The organism is Salinivibrio proteolyticus (genome assembly GCF_027286365.1).
In the GTDB taxonomy this organism is placed as follows: Bacteria; Pseudomonadota; Gammaproteobacteria; order Enterobacterales; family Vibrionaceae; genus Salinivibrio; species Salinivibrio proteolyticus.
Map to the genome: position 1 here is coordinate 325,001 of NZ_CP114584.1, position 17,725 is coordinate 342,725.

General features: G+C 51.6%; 7 protein-coding genes, 3 tRNA genes, 3 rRNA genes and 1 riboswitch. Of the genes, 9 read left to right on the forward strand and 4 right to left on the reverse strand.

Annotated features, from left to right (window positions below; genetic code table 11):
- The 7 genes from N7E60_RS01645 (at position 1) to metA (ending at position 4,958) form a co-directional block, all read left to right on the forward strand.
- Positions 1 to 76: transfer RNA gene (locus N7E60_RS01645), tRNA-Lys, on the forward strand.
- A gap of 9 nt (positions 77 to 85) precedes the next feature.
- Positions 86 to 161 (forward strand) — tRNA-Val (locus N7E60_RS01650).
- A gap of 250 nt (positions 162 to 411) precedes the next feature.
- Positions 412 to 3,299, forward strand: a 23S ribosomal RNA gene (locus tag N7E60_RS01655).
- Between the two features lie 115 nt (positions 3,300 to 3,414).
- Positions 3,415 to 3,530 (forward strand): 5S ribosomal RNA (rrf, locus tag N7E60_RS01660).
- 96 nt (positions 3,531 to 3,626) lie between these two features.
- Positions 3,627 to 3,702, forward strand: a tRNA-Thr gene (locus N7E60_RS01665).
- 7 nt (positions 3,703 to 3,709) lie between these two features.
- Positions 3,710 to 3,825, forward strand: a 5S ribosomal RNA gene (gene rrf, locus N7E60_RS01670).
- A gap of 185 nt (positions 3,826 to 4,010) precedes the next feature.
- Entirely contained in the window at positions 4,011 to 4,958 is a 948-nt protein-coding gene (gene metA / locus N7E60_RS01675; RefSeq protein ID WP_077457974.1) for a homoserine O-acetyltransferase MetA, read from the forward strand.
- A 45-nt stretch (positions 4,959 to 5,003) separates the two neighbouring features.
- Here the strand turns inward: metA and N7E60_RS01680 are convergent, their stop codons facing one another.
- A complete protein-coding gene (locus N7E60_RS01680; protein WP_269597955.1) occupies positions 5,004 to 6,296 on the reverse strand; it encodes a cation:proton antiporter in 1,293 nt (430 codons plus the stop codon).
- 181 nt (positions 6,297 to 6,477) lie between these two features.
- Between N7E60_RS01680 and metH the strand changes: the two genes are divergently transcribed.
- Positions 6,478 to 10,143 (forward strand): methionine synthase, encoded by a 3,666-nt coding sequence (gene metH, locus N7E60_RS01685; protein ID WP_269598529.1) that lies wholly within the window; start codon positions 6,478 to 6,480, stop codon positions 10,141 to 10,143.
- Positions 10,144 to 10,182: 39 nt separating this feature from the next.
- Here metH and lysC read toward each other — a convergent pair whose 3' ends face one another.
- Positions 10,183 to 11,568 carry a lysine-sensitive aspartokinase 3 gene (lysC, locus tag N7E60_RS01690; RefSeq protein WP_269597956.1) on the reverse strand — a complete coding sequence of 462 codons (1,386 nt, stop codon included), beginning with the start codon at positions 11,566 to 11,568 and terminating at the stop codon, positions 10,183 to 10,185.
- A gap of 85 nt (positions 11,569 to 11,653) precedes the next feature.
- Positions 11,654 to 11,838, reverse strand: a riboswitch (Lysine riboswitch).
- 227 nt (positions 11,839 to 12,065) lie between these two features.
- Between lysC and N7E60_RS01695 the strand changes: the two genes are divergently transcribed.
- Positions 12,066 to 13,199, forward strand: a complete 1,134-nt coding sequence (locus tag N7E60_RS01695; protein WP_269597957.1) for a pyridoxal-phosphate-dependent aminotransferase family protein — start codon at positions 12,066 to 12,068, stop codon at positions 13,197 to 13,199.
- Between the two features lie 7 nt (positions 13,200 to 13,206).
- Here the strand turns inward: N7E60_RS01695 and N7E60_RS01700 are convergent, their stop codons facing one another.
- Both N7E60_RS01700 and uvrA read right to left on the reverse strand, forming a co-directional pair.
- Complete coding sequence (locus N7E60_RS01700) at positions 13,207 to 14,880, reverse strand: Wzy polymerase domain-containing protein (protein ID WP_269597958.1); 1,674 nt, start codon at positions 14,878 to 14,880, stop codon at positions 13,207 to 13,209.
- Positions 14,880 to 17,705 (reverse strand): excinuclease ABC subunit UvrA, encoded by a 2,826-nt coding sequence (gene uvrA, locus N7E60_RS01705; protein WP_069588194.1) that lies wholly within the window; start codon positions 17,703 to 17,705, stop codon positions 14,880 to 14,882. Before uvrA ends, N7E60_RS01700 begins: the two co-directional genes overlap by 1 nt.
- Between the last annotated feature and the right edge of the window lie 20 nt (positions 17,706 to 17,725).

Sequence of the window (17,725 nt, forward strand, 5' to 3'; positions counted from 1 at the left end):
GGGTTGTTAGCTCAGTTGGTAGAGCAGTTGACTTTTAATCAATTGGTCACAGGTTCGAATCCTGTACAACCCACCACTATATTGTGGGCGATTAGCTCAGTTGGGAGAGCACCTCCCTTACAAGGAGGGGGTCACTGGTTCGAGCCCGGTATCGCCCACCACGCTTTAAAGGTTTTTGCTTAAGAATCTTTAGAACGTGGTTTAGCAATAAACGACATGCTCTTTAACAATCTGGAAAGCTGACAAGTCATTCTTAAAGAATGACAGTAAAGTTCTCAATCAGTGACAGAAATGTCACTCACACAATCAAGTGTGCTTGGGCTTTGTCTTAGTGATAAGCAAAGTCTCTATTTTGAGTCCGGCAAAAACAAAACCTTAGTTGTTTTCATACAAGACCTTTTGGGGTTGTATGGTTAAGTGACTAAGCGTAGACGGTGGATGCCTTGGCAGTCAGAGGCGATGAAGGACGTATTAACTTGCGATAAGCCCAGATAAGGCAGTAAAAGCCATTTGAGTCTGGGATTTCCGAATGGGGAAACCCACCTGCATAAGCAGGTATCTTAGCGTGAATACATAGCGCTAAGAGGCGAACTCGGGGAACTGAAACATCTAAGTACCCGAAGGAAAAGAAATCAATTGAGATTCCGGCAGTAGCGGCGAGCGAACCCGGAGCAGCCCTTAAGCGGCTTAGGCGTTAGGTGAACAGGTTGGAAAACCTGGCAATAAAGGGTGATAGCCCCGTAACCGACAGCGCCTTAGTCGTGAAAACGAGTAGGACGGGACACGTGATATCTTGTCTGAACATGGGGGGACCATCCTCCAAGGCTAAATACTCCTGACTGACCGATAGTGAACCAGTACCGTGAGGGAAAGGCGAAAAGAACCCCTGTGAGGGGAGTGAAATAGAACCTGAAACCGTCTACGTACAAGCAGTGGGAGCCTCCCTTGTGGGGTGACCGCGTACCTTTTGTATAATGGGTCAGCGACTTAATGTTAGTAGCAAGGTTAACCGCATAGGGGAGCCGTAGGGAAACCGAGTCTTAACTGGGCGTGTAGTTGCTAGCATTAGACCCGAAACCGAGTGATCTAGCCATGGGCAGGTTGAAGGTTGAGTAACATCAACTGGAGGACCGAACTCACTAACGTTGAAAAGTTAGGAGATGACCTGTGGCTAGGGGTGAAAGGCCAATCAAACTCGGAGATAGCTGGTTCTCCCCGAAAGCTATTTAGGTAGCGCCTCGGACGAATACTACTGGGGGTAGAGCACTGTTAAGGCTAGGGGGTCATCCCGACTTACCAACCCTTTGCAAACTCCGAATACCAGTAAGTACTATCCGGGAGACACACGGCGGGTGCTAACGTCCGTCGTGGAGAGGGAAACAACCCAGACCGCCAGCTAAGGTCCCAAAGTTATCGCTAAGTGGGAAACGATGTGGGAAGGCTCAGACAGCCAGGATGTTGGCTTAGAAGCAGCCATCATTTAAAGAAAGCGTAATAGCTCACTGGTCGAGTCGGCCTGCGCGGAAGATGTAACGGGGCTAAGCGATACACCGAAGCTGCGGCAATGTCCTTATGGATATTGGGTAGGGGAGCGTTGTGTAAGCTGTTGAAGGTGTGCTGAGAGGCATGCTGGAGGTATCACAAGTGCGAATGCTGACATGAGTAACGATAAAGGGGGTGAAAAACCTCCTCGCCGGAAGACCAAGGGTTCCTGTCCAACGTTAATCGGGGCAGGGTAAGTCGGCCCCTAAGGCGAGGCCGAAAGGCGTAGTCGATGGGAAACGGGTTAATATTCCCGTACTGCTGCTTACTGCGATGGGGGGACGGAGAAGGCTAGGTGGGCCTGGCGATGGTAGTCCAGGTTCAAGTGCGTAGGCTGATTTCTTAGGCAAATCCGGGAAATCAAGGCCGAGACACGATGTCGAGCCACCAAGGTGGTGAAGTCATTGATGCCATGCTTCCGGGAAAAGCCTCTAAGCTTCAGGTAAGTAGCAACCGTACTCCAAACCGACACAGGTGGTCGGGTAGAGAATACCAAGGCGCTTGAGAGAACTCGGGTGAAGGAACTAGGCAAAATGGTACCGTAACTTCGGGAGAAGGTACGCTGCCCGCGGTGAAGTCCCTTGCGGATGGAGCTATGGGCAGTCGCAGATACCAGGTGGCTGCAACTGTTTATTAAAAACACAGCACTGTGCAAAATCGAAAGATGACGTATACGGTGTGACGCCTGCCCGGTGCCGGAAGGTTAATTGATGTGGTTATCGCAAGAGAAGCCATTGATCGAAGCCCCGGTAAACGGCGGCCGTAACTATAACGGTCCTAAGGTAGCGAAATTCCTTGTCGGGTAAGTTCCGACCTGCACGAATGGCGTAATGATGGCCACGCTGTCTCCACCCGAGACTCAGTGAAATTGAAATCGCAGTGAAGATGCTGTGTACCCGCGGCTAGACGGAAAGACCCCGTGAACCTTTACTACAGCTTGGCACTGAACATTGAGCCTACATGTGTAGGATAGGTGGGAGGCTTTGAAGCGGCGACGCCAGTTGCTGTGGAGCCATCCTTGAAATACCACCCTTGTATGTTTGATGTTCTAACTTAGCCCCGTTATCCGGGGTGAGGACAGTGCCTGGTGGGTAGTTTGACTGGGGCGGTCTCCTCCCAAAGAGTAACGGAGGAGCACGAAGGTGGGCTAATCACGGTCGGACATCGTGAGGTTAGTGCAATGGCATAAGCCCGCTTAACTGCGAGAGTGACGGCTCGAGCAGGTACGAAAGTAGGTCATAGTGATCCGGTGGTTCTGAATGGAAGGGCCATCGCTCAACGGATAAAAGGTACTCCGGGGATAACAGGCTGATACCGCCCAAGAGTTCATATCGACGGCGGTGTTTGGCACCTCGATGTCGGCTCATCACATCCTGGGGCTGAAGTCGGTCCCAAGGGTATGGCTGTTCGCCATTTAAAGTGGTACGCGAGCTGGGTTTAGAACGTCGTGAGACAGTTCGGTCCCTATCTGCCGTGGGCGTTGGATGATTGAGGGGAGCTGCTCCTAGTACGAGAGGACCGGAGTGGACGAACCGCTGGTGTTCGGGTTGTGTCGCCAGACGCATTGCCCGGTAGCTAAGTTCGGCACAGATAAGCGCTGAAAGCATCTAAGCGCGAAGCTGGCCCCGAGATGAGTCATCCCTAGAGCTTCGAGCTCTCTAAAGGGTTGTCGTAGACGACGACGTTGATAGGCAGGGTGTGTAAGCGCTGTGAGGCGTTGAGCTAACCTGTACTAATTGCCCGTGAGGCTTAACCATACAACACCCAAGAGGTTTTGGGTTGGACTTGAAATAAGCCAGTTGATTGTGGCGAGAACGAACAGCTTTCTAGATTAGGTGTTTTGACTGAAAAGTGAAGACACACCAAATTTTGCTTGGCGACCATAGCGCTTTGGACCCACCTGATTCCATGCCGAACTCAGTAGTGAAACGAAGCAGCGCCGATGGTAGTGTGGGGTCTCCCCATGTGAGAGTAGGACATCGCCAGGCTTGCTTTCTTGTTTTCAGATTTTTGAAAAAATCTGAAGGCAAAAACGAATTTAATCATCAAAGCAGATATGTGTAAGACTTTGATGAAGTGTTTTCGCTGATATAGCTCAGTTGGTAGAGCGCACCCTTGGTAAGGGTGAGGTCGGCAGTTCAAATCTGCCTATCAGCACCAGTATTTTCTTGGCGGCCATAGCGTAACGGCACCACCTGAACCCATGCCGAACTCAGAAGTGAAACGTTGCTGCGCCGATGGTAGTGTGGGGTCTCCCCATGTGAGAGTAGGTCACTGCCAAGAGTTATTTTTAAGCCCTCCGCATTCGCGGAGGGCTTTTTCGTTTTTACGTATTGTCCTTCCATACCGATTCCTTTCTATCCTCAATAGAGTATTGTTTTATCCTGCGTGATTATTGCTTGAGCTCCATAATGGGCTGCGTTATGTTATTAGATATCTGGACGTCTAAACATCTCTAGGAGGCAGTGATGCCGATTAAAATTCCGGACCAACTTCCCGCGACCAATATTCTGCGGCGTGAAAATATCTTTGTGATGACAGAAACGCGTGCGGTAAGCCAAAACATCCGTCCGCTGAAAGTCCTGCTTCTAAACCTGATGCCAAAGAAAATCGAGACAGAAACGCAATTTATGCGCCTGCTCTCTAATAGCCCTTTGCAAGTGGATGTTGAGCTTTTACGGATAGACAATCGACCAAGCAAGAACACGCCGACTGAACATCTTGATACCTTCTATCGCCAGTTTGAGGCTGTGCGGGGGCGTAACTTTGATGGTTTGATTGTGACAGGCGCGCCTCTCGGCTTAGTGCAATTTGAGGACGTGATTTACTGGGAGCATTTACAGGATGTGATGAATTGGGCACACCAACATGTCACCTCCACACTCTATATCTGTTGGGCAGCGCAAGCAGGATTAAAGCTACTTTACGATTTGCCTAAGAAAACACGCAAAGAAAAGCTATCAGGTGTTTATCGCCATCAGGTAAATAGGGAGTTATCTAAGCATCCGCTATTACGCGGCTTTGATGATAGCTTCTTAGCGCCTCATTCACGTTATGCAGACTTTTCTCCCCATTATTTGGATGAACATACCGATCTGGATATCTTAGCCACCTCTAATGAGGCGGGTACGTATCTGGCCGCGACCAAAGATAAGCGCAATGTGTTTGTCACTGGGCATCCTGAGTATGATGCGCATACCTTGCATGATGAGTATCACCGTGATTTAGAGGAGGGGATGGAGCCGGTGATCCCCATTAACTATTACCCGGATGACGATCCTTCTCAGCCACCGTATGTGAGCTGGCGCAGTCACGGGCATCTGCTGTTTGCGAATTGGCTGAACTATTGTGTCTATCAGCAAACCCCCTTCGATTTGGATACATTTTCAGCGTCTAACTTTACGCTTGATGAATAAAAAAGGCGCCATCTGGCGCCTTTATGATAGACAAAGGAGCGGAGTTCATTGAAGGCGCTTGTCCATCTCGTCTTGAACTGCGTTTGCTTTATCAACCATGCCGGTCATGGTTGAGCCTTGTACCAAAATAGAAAACACCACCACCGCGTAAGTCATCACCAAAATCAGCTCTCTGACATCGATTTGTTTTTCTGGGACCACAATAATGCCAGCTGGTACCGCCATGGCCATGGCCAAGGCGAGGCCTCCACGCAATCCTCCCCATGTGAGAATGCGCACAGCCCACGGGTTATATTCGCGAAAGCATCGGAAACCGAGATAGCAGGCTTTGACACTCAAATAGCGAGCCGCTAGCACTAAAGGCACGACACAACCCATTACAATCCAGTCCTCTTCATGAAAGGTGATTTGCAACAAGCTTAAGCCGATGAGCAAGAACAGTAAGCTGTTAAGAAATTCATCGACCAGTTCCCAGAAATGGTCGAGGTGATCTTCACTTTCTTTGGAAAAGCCAATAAAGCGGGTCCAGTTACCGATCATGATCCCGGAGACGACCATTGCCAGTGGTCCGGAAACATGCAGCATATCGGCGAGCACATAGCCAGCACTGGGAATGGCTAAAGTGAGCAACAGCTCCATGGAGTGATCGTTAGTGGCACAAATCAAACGGTGAAAGGCATAGCCTAAAACTAGGCCGTAACATATGCCGCCAATCGCTTCTTGCGCAAACAGCGACAGGGTGCCCGCCAAGGTTGGGTTTTGATGTCCGAATGCGAGGGTGAAAATAGTCACAAACACCACCAAGCCAAAACCATCGTTAAACAACGACTCGCCTTCGATTTGGGTGGTAATACGCATGGGGGCATGTAATTTTTTGACAATCGCAAGCACGGCAATGGGGTCCGTGGGTGAGATAAGGGCGCCGAAAAGTAAGCAGTAAATATAATCAAATTGTACCCCAATCAGTTGGAACACGCCCCACACACCAGATCCAACTAAAAACACGGAGAGCAGCGTCGCACCGAGTGCAAGAGTGGTGATTTCCCATTTTTGGTCTGAAAACGAAGGCAGTTTGACGCCCAACCCTCCAGCAAAAAGTAGAAAGCCAAGCACGCCCTCAAGGAGAAACTCCTCAAAATGAATATCCCCTAAGGTTTGCGCGGCAATCGCCTTTAGAGGCAGGGCTTGATACTGACCGGCAATCACTATCCCTAAAGACAGTAAAAGTGCACCCGCCGTGATTGCGATGGTGGTTTGGACGCGGCTAATTTTACTGTTAATAAACGCGATGATAATGGCGGCAGCGGCCATAAAGCTGAGGATAGCGTAGGTTGACATACATCATTCCTGATACGGCTAGGGAGTGGAAAAAAGAGTTACAAAATATTAATAGAAATCGCTTCCAAAACGAACAGCAGATTTGAAATAGATCAATATTAATTCATTTAAATAGACGTCTAGATTTCCATTTTCGCTGTGGTAGGATGAAATTATCGCAATGAGGAAGATGATAAGCGTAATGAGTATGGACCGACTGACACAGCAACTGCGCGAACGTATTTTGGTAATCGATGGTGGTATGGGCACCATGATTCAGGGGCTAGGGCTCAATGAGGCCGATTATCGTGGCGCGCGTTTCAAAGATTGGCACTGTGATGTAAAAGGTAACAATGACCTTCTGGTGCTGACTCAACCCGATAAAATCGCTGCCCTACATAGTGATTATCTGGCTGCGGGCGCGGACATTATTGAAACCAATACCTTTAACGCCACCCGAATCGCGATGGCCGATTACGACATGCAAGCGCTGAGTGCGGAAATCAACTTAGCGGCCGCTCGGCTTGCGCGTGAGGTTGCTGATACGTGGACGGCGAAAACGCCAACTAAACCCCGCTTTGTCGCGGGTGTGTTAGGGCCCACTAATCGAACGTGCTCAATTTCACCGGATGTGAATGACCCGGGCTTTCGCAATGTCAGTTTTGATCAGTTAGTCGACGTGTATGCTGAGTCTACCGAAGCCCTCATTGAGGGCGGTGTAGATATCATCATGTTGGAGACCATCTTTGATACCTTGAACGCCAAAGCCTGTGCGTTTGCGGTGGAGAAGGTCTTTGATACTCGTGGTTTGCGCCTGCCCATTATGATCTCCGGCACCATCACTGATGCATCTGGGCGTACCTTATCCGGACAAACCACCGCCGCTTTTTATCACTCGTTGCGTCATGTCGAGCCACTGTCTTTTGGCTTGAACTGCGCGCTCGGGCCGGCGGAATTGCGCCAATACGTTAAAGAGCTGAGCGACATTTGTGAGGGCTTTGTCTCTGTCCACCCGAACGCGGGGTTGCCCAACGCCTTTGGCGAATATGATCTCTCTCCTGAACAGATGGCGACACACATTGATGAGTGGGCGGCATCTGGCTTTATCAACTTGGTCGGTGGCTGTTGCGGGACCACCCCCGAACATATTCAAGCGATCAGTGATGTTGTTGCGACGCATCCTCCTCGCCCCTTGCCGGCTCATCCCGTCGCCTGTCGCTTATCTGGACTCGAGCCACTAACCATTAATGGCGATAGCTTGTTCGTTAATGTGGGTGAGCGCACCAATGTGACCGGCTCAGCACGCTTTAAACGTTTAATCGTTGAAGAGCAATATGACGAAGCGCTTGAAGTGGCATTGCAGCAAGTGGAAAACGGCGCCCAAATCATCGATATCAATATGGATGAGGGCATGTTGGATGCCGAAAAGGCCATGGTGCGATTTCTCAATCTTTGCGCGGCCGAGCCGGATATCGCCCGTGTGCCCGTGATGATTGACTCCTCCAAATGGGAGGTGATTGAAGCTGGCCTTAAGTGCATTCAAGGGAAAGGCATCGTCAACTCTATTTCGCTCAAAGAAGGAGAAGAAGCCTTTCTTCACCAAGCACGTTTAGTCCGTCGCTATGGTGCAGCGGTGATAGTGATGGCGTTTGATGAGCAAGGACAGGCCGATACTCAGGCACGAAAAGTAGAAATCTGTACGCGGGCCTATCATCTTCTGGTCGAGCAAGTCGGTTTTCCGCCGGAAGACATTATCTTCGATCCCAATATCTTTGCGGTTGCCACCGGCATTGATGAGCACAATAACTACGCGGTCGACTTCATCAACGCCGTGGCTGATATCAAGCAAACGTTACCGCATGCCATGATCTCTGGCGGTGTCTCAAATGTGTCGTTTTCGTTTCGAGGCAACAACCCCGTCCGTGAGGCTATTCATGCGGTGTTTTTGTATCACTGCATCAAAAATGGCATGGACATGGGGATCGTCAATGCGGGCCAGTTAGCCATCTATGATGATTTGCCTGAATCGCTGCGCTTGGCAGTAGAAGATGTGGTGCTCAACAAAGACGATGGTGCCACGGAGCGGTTATTGGAGATCGCCGACAGCTATCGTGATAGTGGTGAGAGCGAGGTCGCGGAAACCGCGGAGTGGCGTAGCTGGCCAGTAGAAAAGCGGCTGGAACATGCACTGGTCAAAGGCATTACAGAATTTATTGTTGAAGATACCGAGCTGGCTCGCGCGGCAGCGAGTAAACCCCTAGAAGTCATTGAAGGCCCGTTGATGGCGGGCATGAACGTGGTTGGGGACTTGTTTGGCGAAGGCAAGATGTTCCTGCCACAAGTGGTGAAGTCGGCTCGGGTGATGAAGCAAGCGGTGGCGTACCTTGAACCTTACATCAACGCTGAAAAGCAGCAAGGGCAGACTAATGGCAAGATCCTGCTTGCCACCGTCAAAGGCGATGTACACGACATTGGCAAAAACATTGTGGGCGTGGTGCTGCAGTGTAATAACTTTGAGATTATTGATCTTGGCGTGATGGTGCCGACCGATAAAATCCTGTCGGTGGCTCGAGAAGAAAACGTCGACATTATTGGTCTGTCGGGTCTGATCACCCCATCGTTAGATGAGATGGTGAACGTGGCGAAAGAGATGGAGCGACAAGGGTTTGATATTCCTCTGCTGATTGGCGGTGCGACCACCTCCAAAGCCCATACCGCGGTGAAAATTGAGCAGCATTACCATGCGCCCGTGGTCTATGTACCCAACGCGTCGCGTGCGGTTGGGGTGTGCTCCTCGTTATTATCCGAGACGCAGCGACCTGATTTTGTCGCGCGTTTGGCCAACGAGTATGACACTGTGCGTGAGCAGCATCAGCGTAAAGCGCCCCGCACGCCACCGGTGACCTTGGAGCAGGCTCGCGATAACAAGTGGCAAACGGATTGGGCAAACTATATGCCTCCGCAACCGGCGAAGCCGGGCATCCATGTTTACGATGATGTTTCGATAGCGACCTTACGTCAGTATATCGACTGGACGCCTTTCTTTATGACGTGGTCTCTCAGTGGCAAATTCCCCGCGATCTTGGATCACGAGCTGGTGGGGGAGGAAGCCCGTCGTTTGTATCAAGACGCCAATGCTTGGCTCGATCGTTTCGAGGCAGAAGGCTTGGTAGCGGCAAAAGGGGTGTGTGGCCTCTTTCCTGCCAATAGCGTGGATGATGATATTGAAGTGTATACCGACTCGTCACGAAAAACGGTGAGCACGATATTGAATCATTTGCGCCAGCAAACACAAAAGCCGCGTGGTGCGAACTATTGCTTGTCAGACTTTATTGCGCCGAAAAGCAGCGGTCAGCCGGATTGGGTTGGTGCATTTGCGGTGACAGGCGGTATTGGTGAGTATGCTTTGGCGGAAGAGTACAAAGCGAAAGGGGATGACTACAACGCGATCATGATCCAAGCGGTGGCGGATCGACTCGCAGAAGCCTTTGCGGAATATCTTCACCAGCAAATTCGGATCACCTTGTGGGGGTATGCGCCCGATGAGACGCTCGATAACGACGCCCTGATCCGCGAACAATACCAAGGGATCCGGCCAGCGCCAGGTTATGCCGCCTGTCCTGAACACAGTGAGAAAGGCAAGATTTGGCAATTGCTATCGGTAGAAGCGCATACGGGGATGACACTTACCGAAAGCTATGCCATGTGGCCGGGCGCGTCGGTTTCGGGTTGGTATTTTTCCCATCCAGAGTCACGTTACTTTGCGGTAGCGAAAATTCAAAACGATCAACGTGATAGCTACGCGGCACGTAAAGGCTGGTGTCTTGAGGAAGCTGAAAAGTGGCTAGGCCCTAATCTTAATGCCTAACCGAGAAAAGCCAGCGCACGCTGGCTTTTCTTTTGGGTTTTACTCAAAAAGCTGTGTATGTAAACGCTGCACCACCTCGGTGGCACTGTCGTCATCAACCACCATACAGACATTGTGATTACTCGCGCCATAACAAATCATGCGCAAGGTGGCGGTATCTAAGGCGTTAAATACCGGCGTCACCGCCCCCGGAGTATGACGCATCTCATTACCAATTAAGGCGACCACGGCCAAGTGTTGGCAAACGTCAACATGGCACAAGGTCGAGAGTTCCTCCAAGGCGGCATCAGGCAAACGGGGCACCTCACCTTGTGTATTGGTTTGATCGAGTGTCAAAGACACACTGACTTCGGAGGTAGTGATCAGATCGACGGAGATCTGATAGCGCGCTAGGATCGCGAAGACGTTGGCAAGAAAGCCATACGCTTGGAACATCGTCAAGCTGGTCAAGGTCACCATGGTTTGATTTCGGCGCAACGCAATGGCGCGGAATAGGGGGGATGATTCCGCGTGTTCTCGGATCCAAGTCCCGCCTTTTTCCGGCGCACAGGCCGCCCCGACAAAGACAGGAATATGCTGGCGTACCGCGGGTAATAGCGTGGACGGGTGGAGCACTTTGGCGCCAAACGTCGCCATCTCCGAAGCTTCACTAAAGCTGATCTCAGCAATAGGACGTGCTTTGGCAGCGAGGCGTGGGTCGGTAGTATAAATGCCCGGTACATCGGTCCAAATCGCCAAGCTTGTTGCCCCGAGCGCTTCGGCAAACAAAGCGGCACTGTAGTCGCTGCCTCCTCGGCCAAGAGTGGTCGTTCGTCCTTCTTTGTCGGCACCGATAAAGCCTTGGGTCACGAGAATGTGATTGTCTAGCTGCGCATTCAAGCGCTGACACTGTTGCTGAGTTAGGGCGATATCTGGAATAGCGTGACCAAATTGGCTATCCGTTTTCAAATATTCGCGGGCATCAATCCGAACTGCGGGCAGGCCAAGATGGACGAGCAAGCGAGTAAACAGGTGCGTAGAGGTAAGCTCGCCACAGGCAACCAAGGCATCGGTAAGCGCTTCGCTCGGGGCCTCACAGGCTTGCTCACTCAAGGAGATAATCTGCTGGTGGAGCGTTCGCACTGCTTCTTGGGTGTGATGACAAGCGGGCAAAGCTGCCAGTATTTGCTGGTGGATAGCGTCTATTGCATCCAGTGTGTTTTGGCGTAAGACATCGTTTTTTATGCCTTGGGCTAAGGCGACAAGATGGTTGGTGACGCCGGCACATGCGCTAATCACTACAAAACGGGTCTCAGGATGGCGCATAATCACTGCGGCACTTTGTTGCATGGCGGCAAAGGTGCCAACACTGGTGCCGCCAAATTTAGCGACTGAAATAGATGGTAACGGGTTCACGTCCTTTTCCCCTTTTGAGCTCGTGCTCATTGATTCAACATATTTAAAAGTCAGTGGGGAACATCAGAAGTCACGTCGCAAACGCGAGCAAAAAGGAAGAGCAAACGGCAGGCATTCTGCCAGAAGCGCTCCACCTGTCTGTCCAAATGGATGACAAGTGACAGCCTGAAGGATTCAGCCTTCATGGCCGGCGGCTCCTTACCCTGTCGGAACCCCCTCGGCATCGCCTCCCCTGATTATCACGCCTTGGAGTAGGGCTCCGCGTGATAACTGCCTGAGTGATGCACCTCTTCTGTATGTTCGGCCATGTGTTGATCCACATGGTGAGTGGTTACATTACGGGCGCTGGTGAGTGGTTGTCAACCGCCAATTGAGTTGCAAAGCGACGATCAGGCACCTATATCGCTGCTATCCGCCACCCGTTGAATATGCGCTCTAGCACGTAAGTTCGCAATGTGACAATGGGGCGATGAACACAAAGTATGCTATAACGGAAAGCGCAAATTTAGCAGACACAAGGATAGGTTATGGCAACTTCAATTTCCGATATCCGCTCATTTCAGCCGATAGAGCGCACCCTGATGGGCCCTGGCCCGTCTGATATTTCTCCGCAAGTGTTGCAGGCGTTGAGTCGTCCGACGTTGGGACATCTCGATCCCCTTTTTATTGCGATGATGGATGAGGTCAAACAGCTCTTACAATATGCCTTTCAGACCGAGAATCCGTTTACCATTGCGGTCTCTGCCCCCGGGAGTGCAGGAATGGAAGCGTGCTTCGTTAACCTTGTAGAGCCCGGTGATACCGTGATTGTCTGTCGCAATGGGGTGTTTGGCGACCGAATGCGAGAAAACGTTGAACGCTGTGGTGCACACGCGGTGATGGTTGACGATGCATGGGGCGAGCCTGTCAGCCCTGAAAAGGTGGAAGCGGCATTAAAAGCGCACCCAGAAGCTAGCATCGTCGCGTTTGTTCATGCTGAAACCTCCACGGGCGCTTGCTCAGATGCGCAAACACTGGCGACGCTGGCGCGCGAGCACGGCTGCCTTACAATTGTTGATGCCGTAACATCACTTGGCGGTGTACCCTTGAAAGTCGATGAATGGCAACTTGATGCGGTCTACTCTGGTAGTCAGAAATGCTTGTCATGCGTCCCGGGCCTATCGCCAGTCACCTTCTCGGCGCGTGCCGTTGAAAAAATGCAAGCGCGCACCCACAAGGTGCAAAGCTGGTTTCTCGATCAAAGCTTAGTGCTGGGCTATTGGAGCGGTGACGGCAAACGCAGTTATCACCATACTGCACCGGTCAATAGTCTGTATGCGTTACATGAATCATTGCTCAAGTTATATCAAGAGGGAATTGAGAACGCTTGGCAGCGTCATCGAACCATGCATCAACGCTTAAAAGCGGGGTTGGACGATTTAGGTATCCGCTTTGTGGTGGATGAGCCTTATCGCTTGCCGCAATTGAACGCGGTGTATATCCCGGATGGCGTCGATGATGGCGCGGTACGCCAACATTTGCTCAACACCTATAACCTCGAAATCGGTGCAGGCTTGGGCGATCTCGCTGGTAAGGCATGGCGAATTGGCTTAATGGGCTACAGTGCGCGTGAAGAAAACATCGCGCTATGCTTAAAAGCATTGGGCGACGCACTGCGCTAGGCGTACGTTATTCCGGCGGAGTGCGCATCGGTAAGGTGTGGCGAGTGGTCCACACCTTGGCGGCTTGCGGAAACAAATATCGCGCCTCTTGCTGAATATCGCGTGCCCGCTGCGTATCGCCAATTTGCAGTGCAATCTGGTAAGCATGCTGGTAGCCCGCAAACGTGGGGTGTTGTGCCACATGCTGCAGCCATAGGTTCAGGTGCTGGTGGCGCTCGGCATCCGACAGCGTCTCTAGGGTGTGCTGAAAGTGCTGTTCCGCGAGCCCTTGGGTGAGTTTGCTTTGCCACCATGGATGTTGCTGGTAGAGCGTAATACGCTGAGAGGTTAATAAAGAGTCACGCAGGTAGCGATTGGCTAAATACACCGATGATAGGCACAACAATCCCACCAAGATCATTACAGTGGCAATACTGCGTGTCGAGATACGCTGCCCATATTCGGCGGTAGAAAATGTGATTCGTTGGTATTTGCTGGTTAAATTATCCAGCCAGTACAGCCACATGAGCAGTAAAATACCGTTAAACCACTGCGTACCGCTGGCCGGATAGATAAGCAAGCCAGTGAGTGGCGGAAGCACGAGCGCAACGAGCATACGCCGCGTGCCAGAAGGGGCGCGGATAATGCGAAGCGCCAGTGGCAGTATCACCGCAAGATACGCCAGTGCTATCACAAGCCCACCTTCCAATAACCACAATGCTAGCGCGCTCGGCAATTTCACGGGGCCAGTGTGTCCCGGATGTGCCGCCGATGCGAGCAGTAGAGTAGTTTGTCCATGACCCATGCCAACGCCAAAAAAAGGCGTTTGTTGAAATTGCTGCCAGGCAAGCCACAGTACGCGTTTGTCTTGAGGCGTGAGCCATTGCCAGCTTTCTTGCCCGGTCAGTCCGAACACCGCGAGTAACGCACCGGCAGACATGGCGGCCAGCCACGCAAGATGCTGGCGCCGCGTCGCAAAGCGACTGAGGTAAACCTGTTGCAAGGCAATGGCGCAAAGGGCAAACAGGAGCAGTAGCGGTCGTCCTTGCATGGCAAGCACGGGCAGGATAACCACAGGCGTGAACACCAACACGCTTTGCGTTATCGGATGGCGGTAGCGGTTACTTGGCTCTCGGGCGAGCAGATAAGCCGCCAAACTTAGGCCGGTGAGTAATAACGCATGGGTCACGGCAGAGGGTAAATGCGGCACCCAATGTTCAAACTTAAAAGGCGCTATGCCCGGTGGCGATTGGTTGCCTAAGACGGAGAGGATGGCCAACCAAGAGGCAAGCATCAAAATGGCCAGTAGCTTTTGTCGCTGGGCATGATTAAAAATAAACTGCTGTAAGCTGGAGAAAAAACCGAAGCTGAGGACCAATGCGGCGATGGCATAGCCGCTATTTAGCGTTGCCGCTTGCGGATAAAGATATGGCACACTGGCACAGAGCGTGGCGGCCACTAACGCCCAAGTTAAGTGAGTGACGCGCCATGTGTGCTGTCGCCACACTTCCAGTCCGGCGAACCCCAATACCAAGCTAAGCGTGAGTAACGACAGAGCGGCAGCAGGATGGCGAATACCCACCAACGGCAAGTCGACCGAATACAATGGCAAACAGATCAGCCATAACGCCGCCAGTGCCCCTAAAAAGGGCACCGTAAGCGGTTTTCGTTTCACTCGGTGGGTGGGTAACGCCTGTGTCATTATCGCTCCAACATGGGCTTCAAGAAGTGGGCCGTATGGCTACCAACCACATTGACGATCTCTTCTGGCGTACCTTGAGCAATGATTTCACCGCCGCCGTTACCGCCTTCAGGTCCTAAATCGATGATCCAATCTGCGGTTTTAATCACATCTAGGTTATGCTCGATCACCACAATGGTGTTGCCCTGTTCGCGTAAGCGATGCAACACATTCAGCAACTGCTGAATATCATGGAAGTGCAAGCCGGTTGTCGGCTCATCAAGGATATATAGCGTTTTACCGGTATCGCGCTTAGATAGCTCACGGGCCAGTTTTACCCGCTGTGCTTCGCCGCCTGATAAGGTGGTGGCGGCTTGGCCTAGACGTATATAACTCAGACCGACATCCATCAACGTTTGTAGCTTACGCTTGATAGCGGGGACGGCGTCGAAAAATTCACGTGCGTCTTCGACGGTCATTTCCAAGACTTCATCGATAGTTTTGCCTTTATAGCGCACTTCGAGTGTTTCGCGGTTGTAGCGTTTCCCTTTACACACATCACAAGGCACATACACATCGGGCAAGAAGTGCATTTCTACTTTGATCACCCCATCGCCTTGGCAGGCTTCGCAGCGACCGCCGCGTACGTTAAAGCTAAAGCGACCCACTTTATACCCGCGTGCCCGAGCCTCTTGCGTGCCGGCGAAGAGCTCACGTATCGGCGTAAAGATCCCCGTATAGGTGGCTGGGTTTGAACGTGGAGTACGCCCAATGGGGCTTTGATCAATATCGATCACTTTGTCGAAATGTCCTAACCCGTCAATAGACTCGTAAGGCGCGGGTTCGGCGGTGGTGGCACCATTGAGTTGCTGGTGGGCCACTTTAAAGAAGGTATCGTTAATTAATGTCGACTTTCCTGACCCAGATACGCCGGTGACACAGGTGAATAAGCCTACGGGCAAGTGTAAATCGACATGTTTTAAGTTGTTCCCTGTTGCGCCTTTAAGCACCAACATTTTGTCGGGATCTCGAGGGCGACGGGTCTCTGGAACGGCAATCGCCTGCTTGCCGCTGAGGTACTGTCCGGTTAGCGAGTTGTCATTGTTGAGAATATCGTCGAGGCTGCCCTCGGCCACGATTTGTCCGCCGTGAGCACCAGCGCCTGGACCAATATCAATCACGTAGTCGGCGGCGCGAATGGCGTCTTCATCATGCTCGACCACAAGCACGGTGTTTCCGAGATCGCGTAAATGCTCCAGCGTATCGAGTAAGCGTGCGTTATCTCGTTGATGCAAACCAATGGAGGGTTCATCAAGCACGTACATTACTCCGACCAGGCCAGCCCCGATTTGACTCGCCAAGCGGATACGCTGTGCTTCCCCGCCAGAAAGCGTATCGGCGCTTCGTGACAAGTTAAGATAATTAAGCCCGACATTGACCAAAAAGCGTAATCTGTCATGGATCTCTTTCATCACTTTTTCGGCAATTTTGGCACGTTGACCCGATAAGGTCAGTTGTTCAAAAAAGTCGAGGGCTTGTTGAATGCTCAGCTCGCAAATTTCAGGTAAGTTGCGGCCATCAATAAAGACATGGCGTGCTTCCTGACGCAATCGTGACCCGCCACAGCTTGCACACGGTTTAGTCGCAATGTACTTAGCCAGCTCGTCACGTACCGCATTAGATTCGGTATCACGGTAGCGACGCTCCATATTGTTGAGGATCCCCTCAAATGGATGTTTGCGTACACGAATATCGCCCCGATCGTTGACGTATTTAAACTCGATCTCTTTCGGGCCTGAACCGTAAAGCAGAATGTCTTGAATGGTGCCAGACAGATCTTGCCACGGCAGCTCGAGATCAAAGTCGTAGTGATCAGCGAGTGAGCGTAGCATCTGAAAGTAGTAGAAATTGCGTCGATCCCAGCCTCGAATAGCCCCACCGGCGAGGCTGACCGCAGGGTTTTGAATAATCCGTTTAGGATCGAAGTACTGTTGTACGCCTAAGCCATCACAGGTGCCGCAAGCGCCAGCCGGATTATTAAAGGAAAACAGGCGTGGCTCTAACTCTTGCATGCTGTAACCGCAATGCGGGCAGGCAAAATTGGCAGAGAAGATCAGCTCTTCGCCGTCGCCATCCATCCAGCTGATCACCGCGCTGCCGCCGGTGAGCTCGAGGGCGGTTTCAAACGATTCCGCTAAGCGTTGCTGTTGATCTTCACGGACTTTAAAGCGATCTACCACCACTTCAATGGTGTGTTTTTTATGTAGTTCGAGTGTCGGTGGATCGGACAGATCGCAGACTTCGCCATTAATACGTGCGCGAATAAAGCCCTGTGCGGCAAGGTTTTCGAGAGTTTTAACGTGCTCGCCTTTGCGGTTTTTGATAATCGGGGCGAGCAACATCAGTTTGCTGCCCTCTGGTAGGGCAAGCACTTTATCGACCATTTGGCTAATCGTCTGAGCGGCCAAGGTCACATCATGGGTCGGACAGCGAGGCTCGCCGACCCGCGCATACAGCAAGCGTAAGTAATCGTACACTTCGGTGATGGTACCCACGGTTGAGCGCGGGTTATGCGAGGTTGATTTTTGCTCAATGGAGATAGCGGGGGACAAGCCTTCAATATGATCAACGTCGGGCTTTTCCATCAAAGAGAGGAACTGGCGCGCATAAGCCGACAAAGACTCAACATAGCGACGTTGTCCTTCTGCATACAAGGTATCAAAGGCTAAAGATGATTTTCCGGATCCAGAGAGCCCGGTGATGACAATCAACTTATCGCGGGGAATAGTTAGGTTGATGTTTTTGAGGTTGTGCGTACGCGCGCCTCTGACGTCGATATTATCCATTGTTATCCTACTTCTCAGTC

Excerpts from the sequence above, each read along its gene's own strand:
- metA (WP_077457974.1), top strand. The coding sequence starts at position 4,011 with ATGCCGATTAAAATTCCGGACCAACTTCCCGCGACCAATATTCTGCGG.
- metH (WP_269598529.1), top strand. The coding sequence starts at position 6,478 with ATGAGTATGGACCGACTGACACAGCAACTGCGCGAACGTATTTTGGTA.
- N7E60_RS01700 (WP_269597958.1), bottom strand. The coding sequence starts at position 14,880 with ATGACACAGGCGTTACCCACCCACCGAGTGAAACGAAAACCGCTTACG.
- N7E60_RS01695 (WP_269597957.1), top strand. The coding sequence starts at position 12,066 with ATGGCAACTTCAATTTCCGATATCCGCTCATTTCAGCCGATAGAGCGC.
- uvrA (WP_069588194.1), bottom strand. The coding sequence starts at position 17,705 with ATGGATAATATCGACGTCAGAGGCGCGCGTACGCACAACCTCAAAAAC.
- lysC (WP_269597956.1), bottom strand. The coding sequence starts at position 11,568 with ATGAGCACGAGCTCAAAAGGGGAAAAGGACGTGAACCCGTTACCATCT.
- N7E60_RS01680 (WP_269597955.1), bottom strand. The coding sequence starts at position 6,296 with ATGTCAACCTACGCTATCCTCAGCTTTATGGCCGCTGCCGCCATTATC.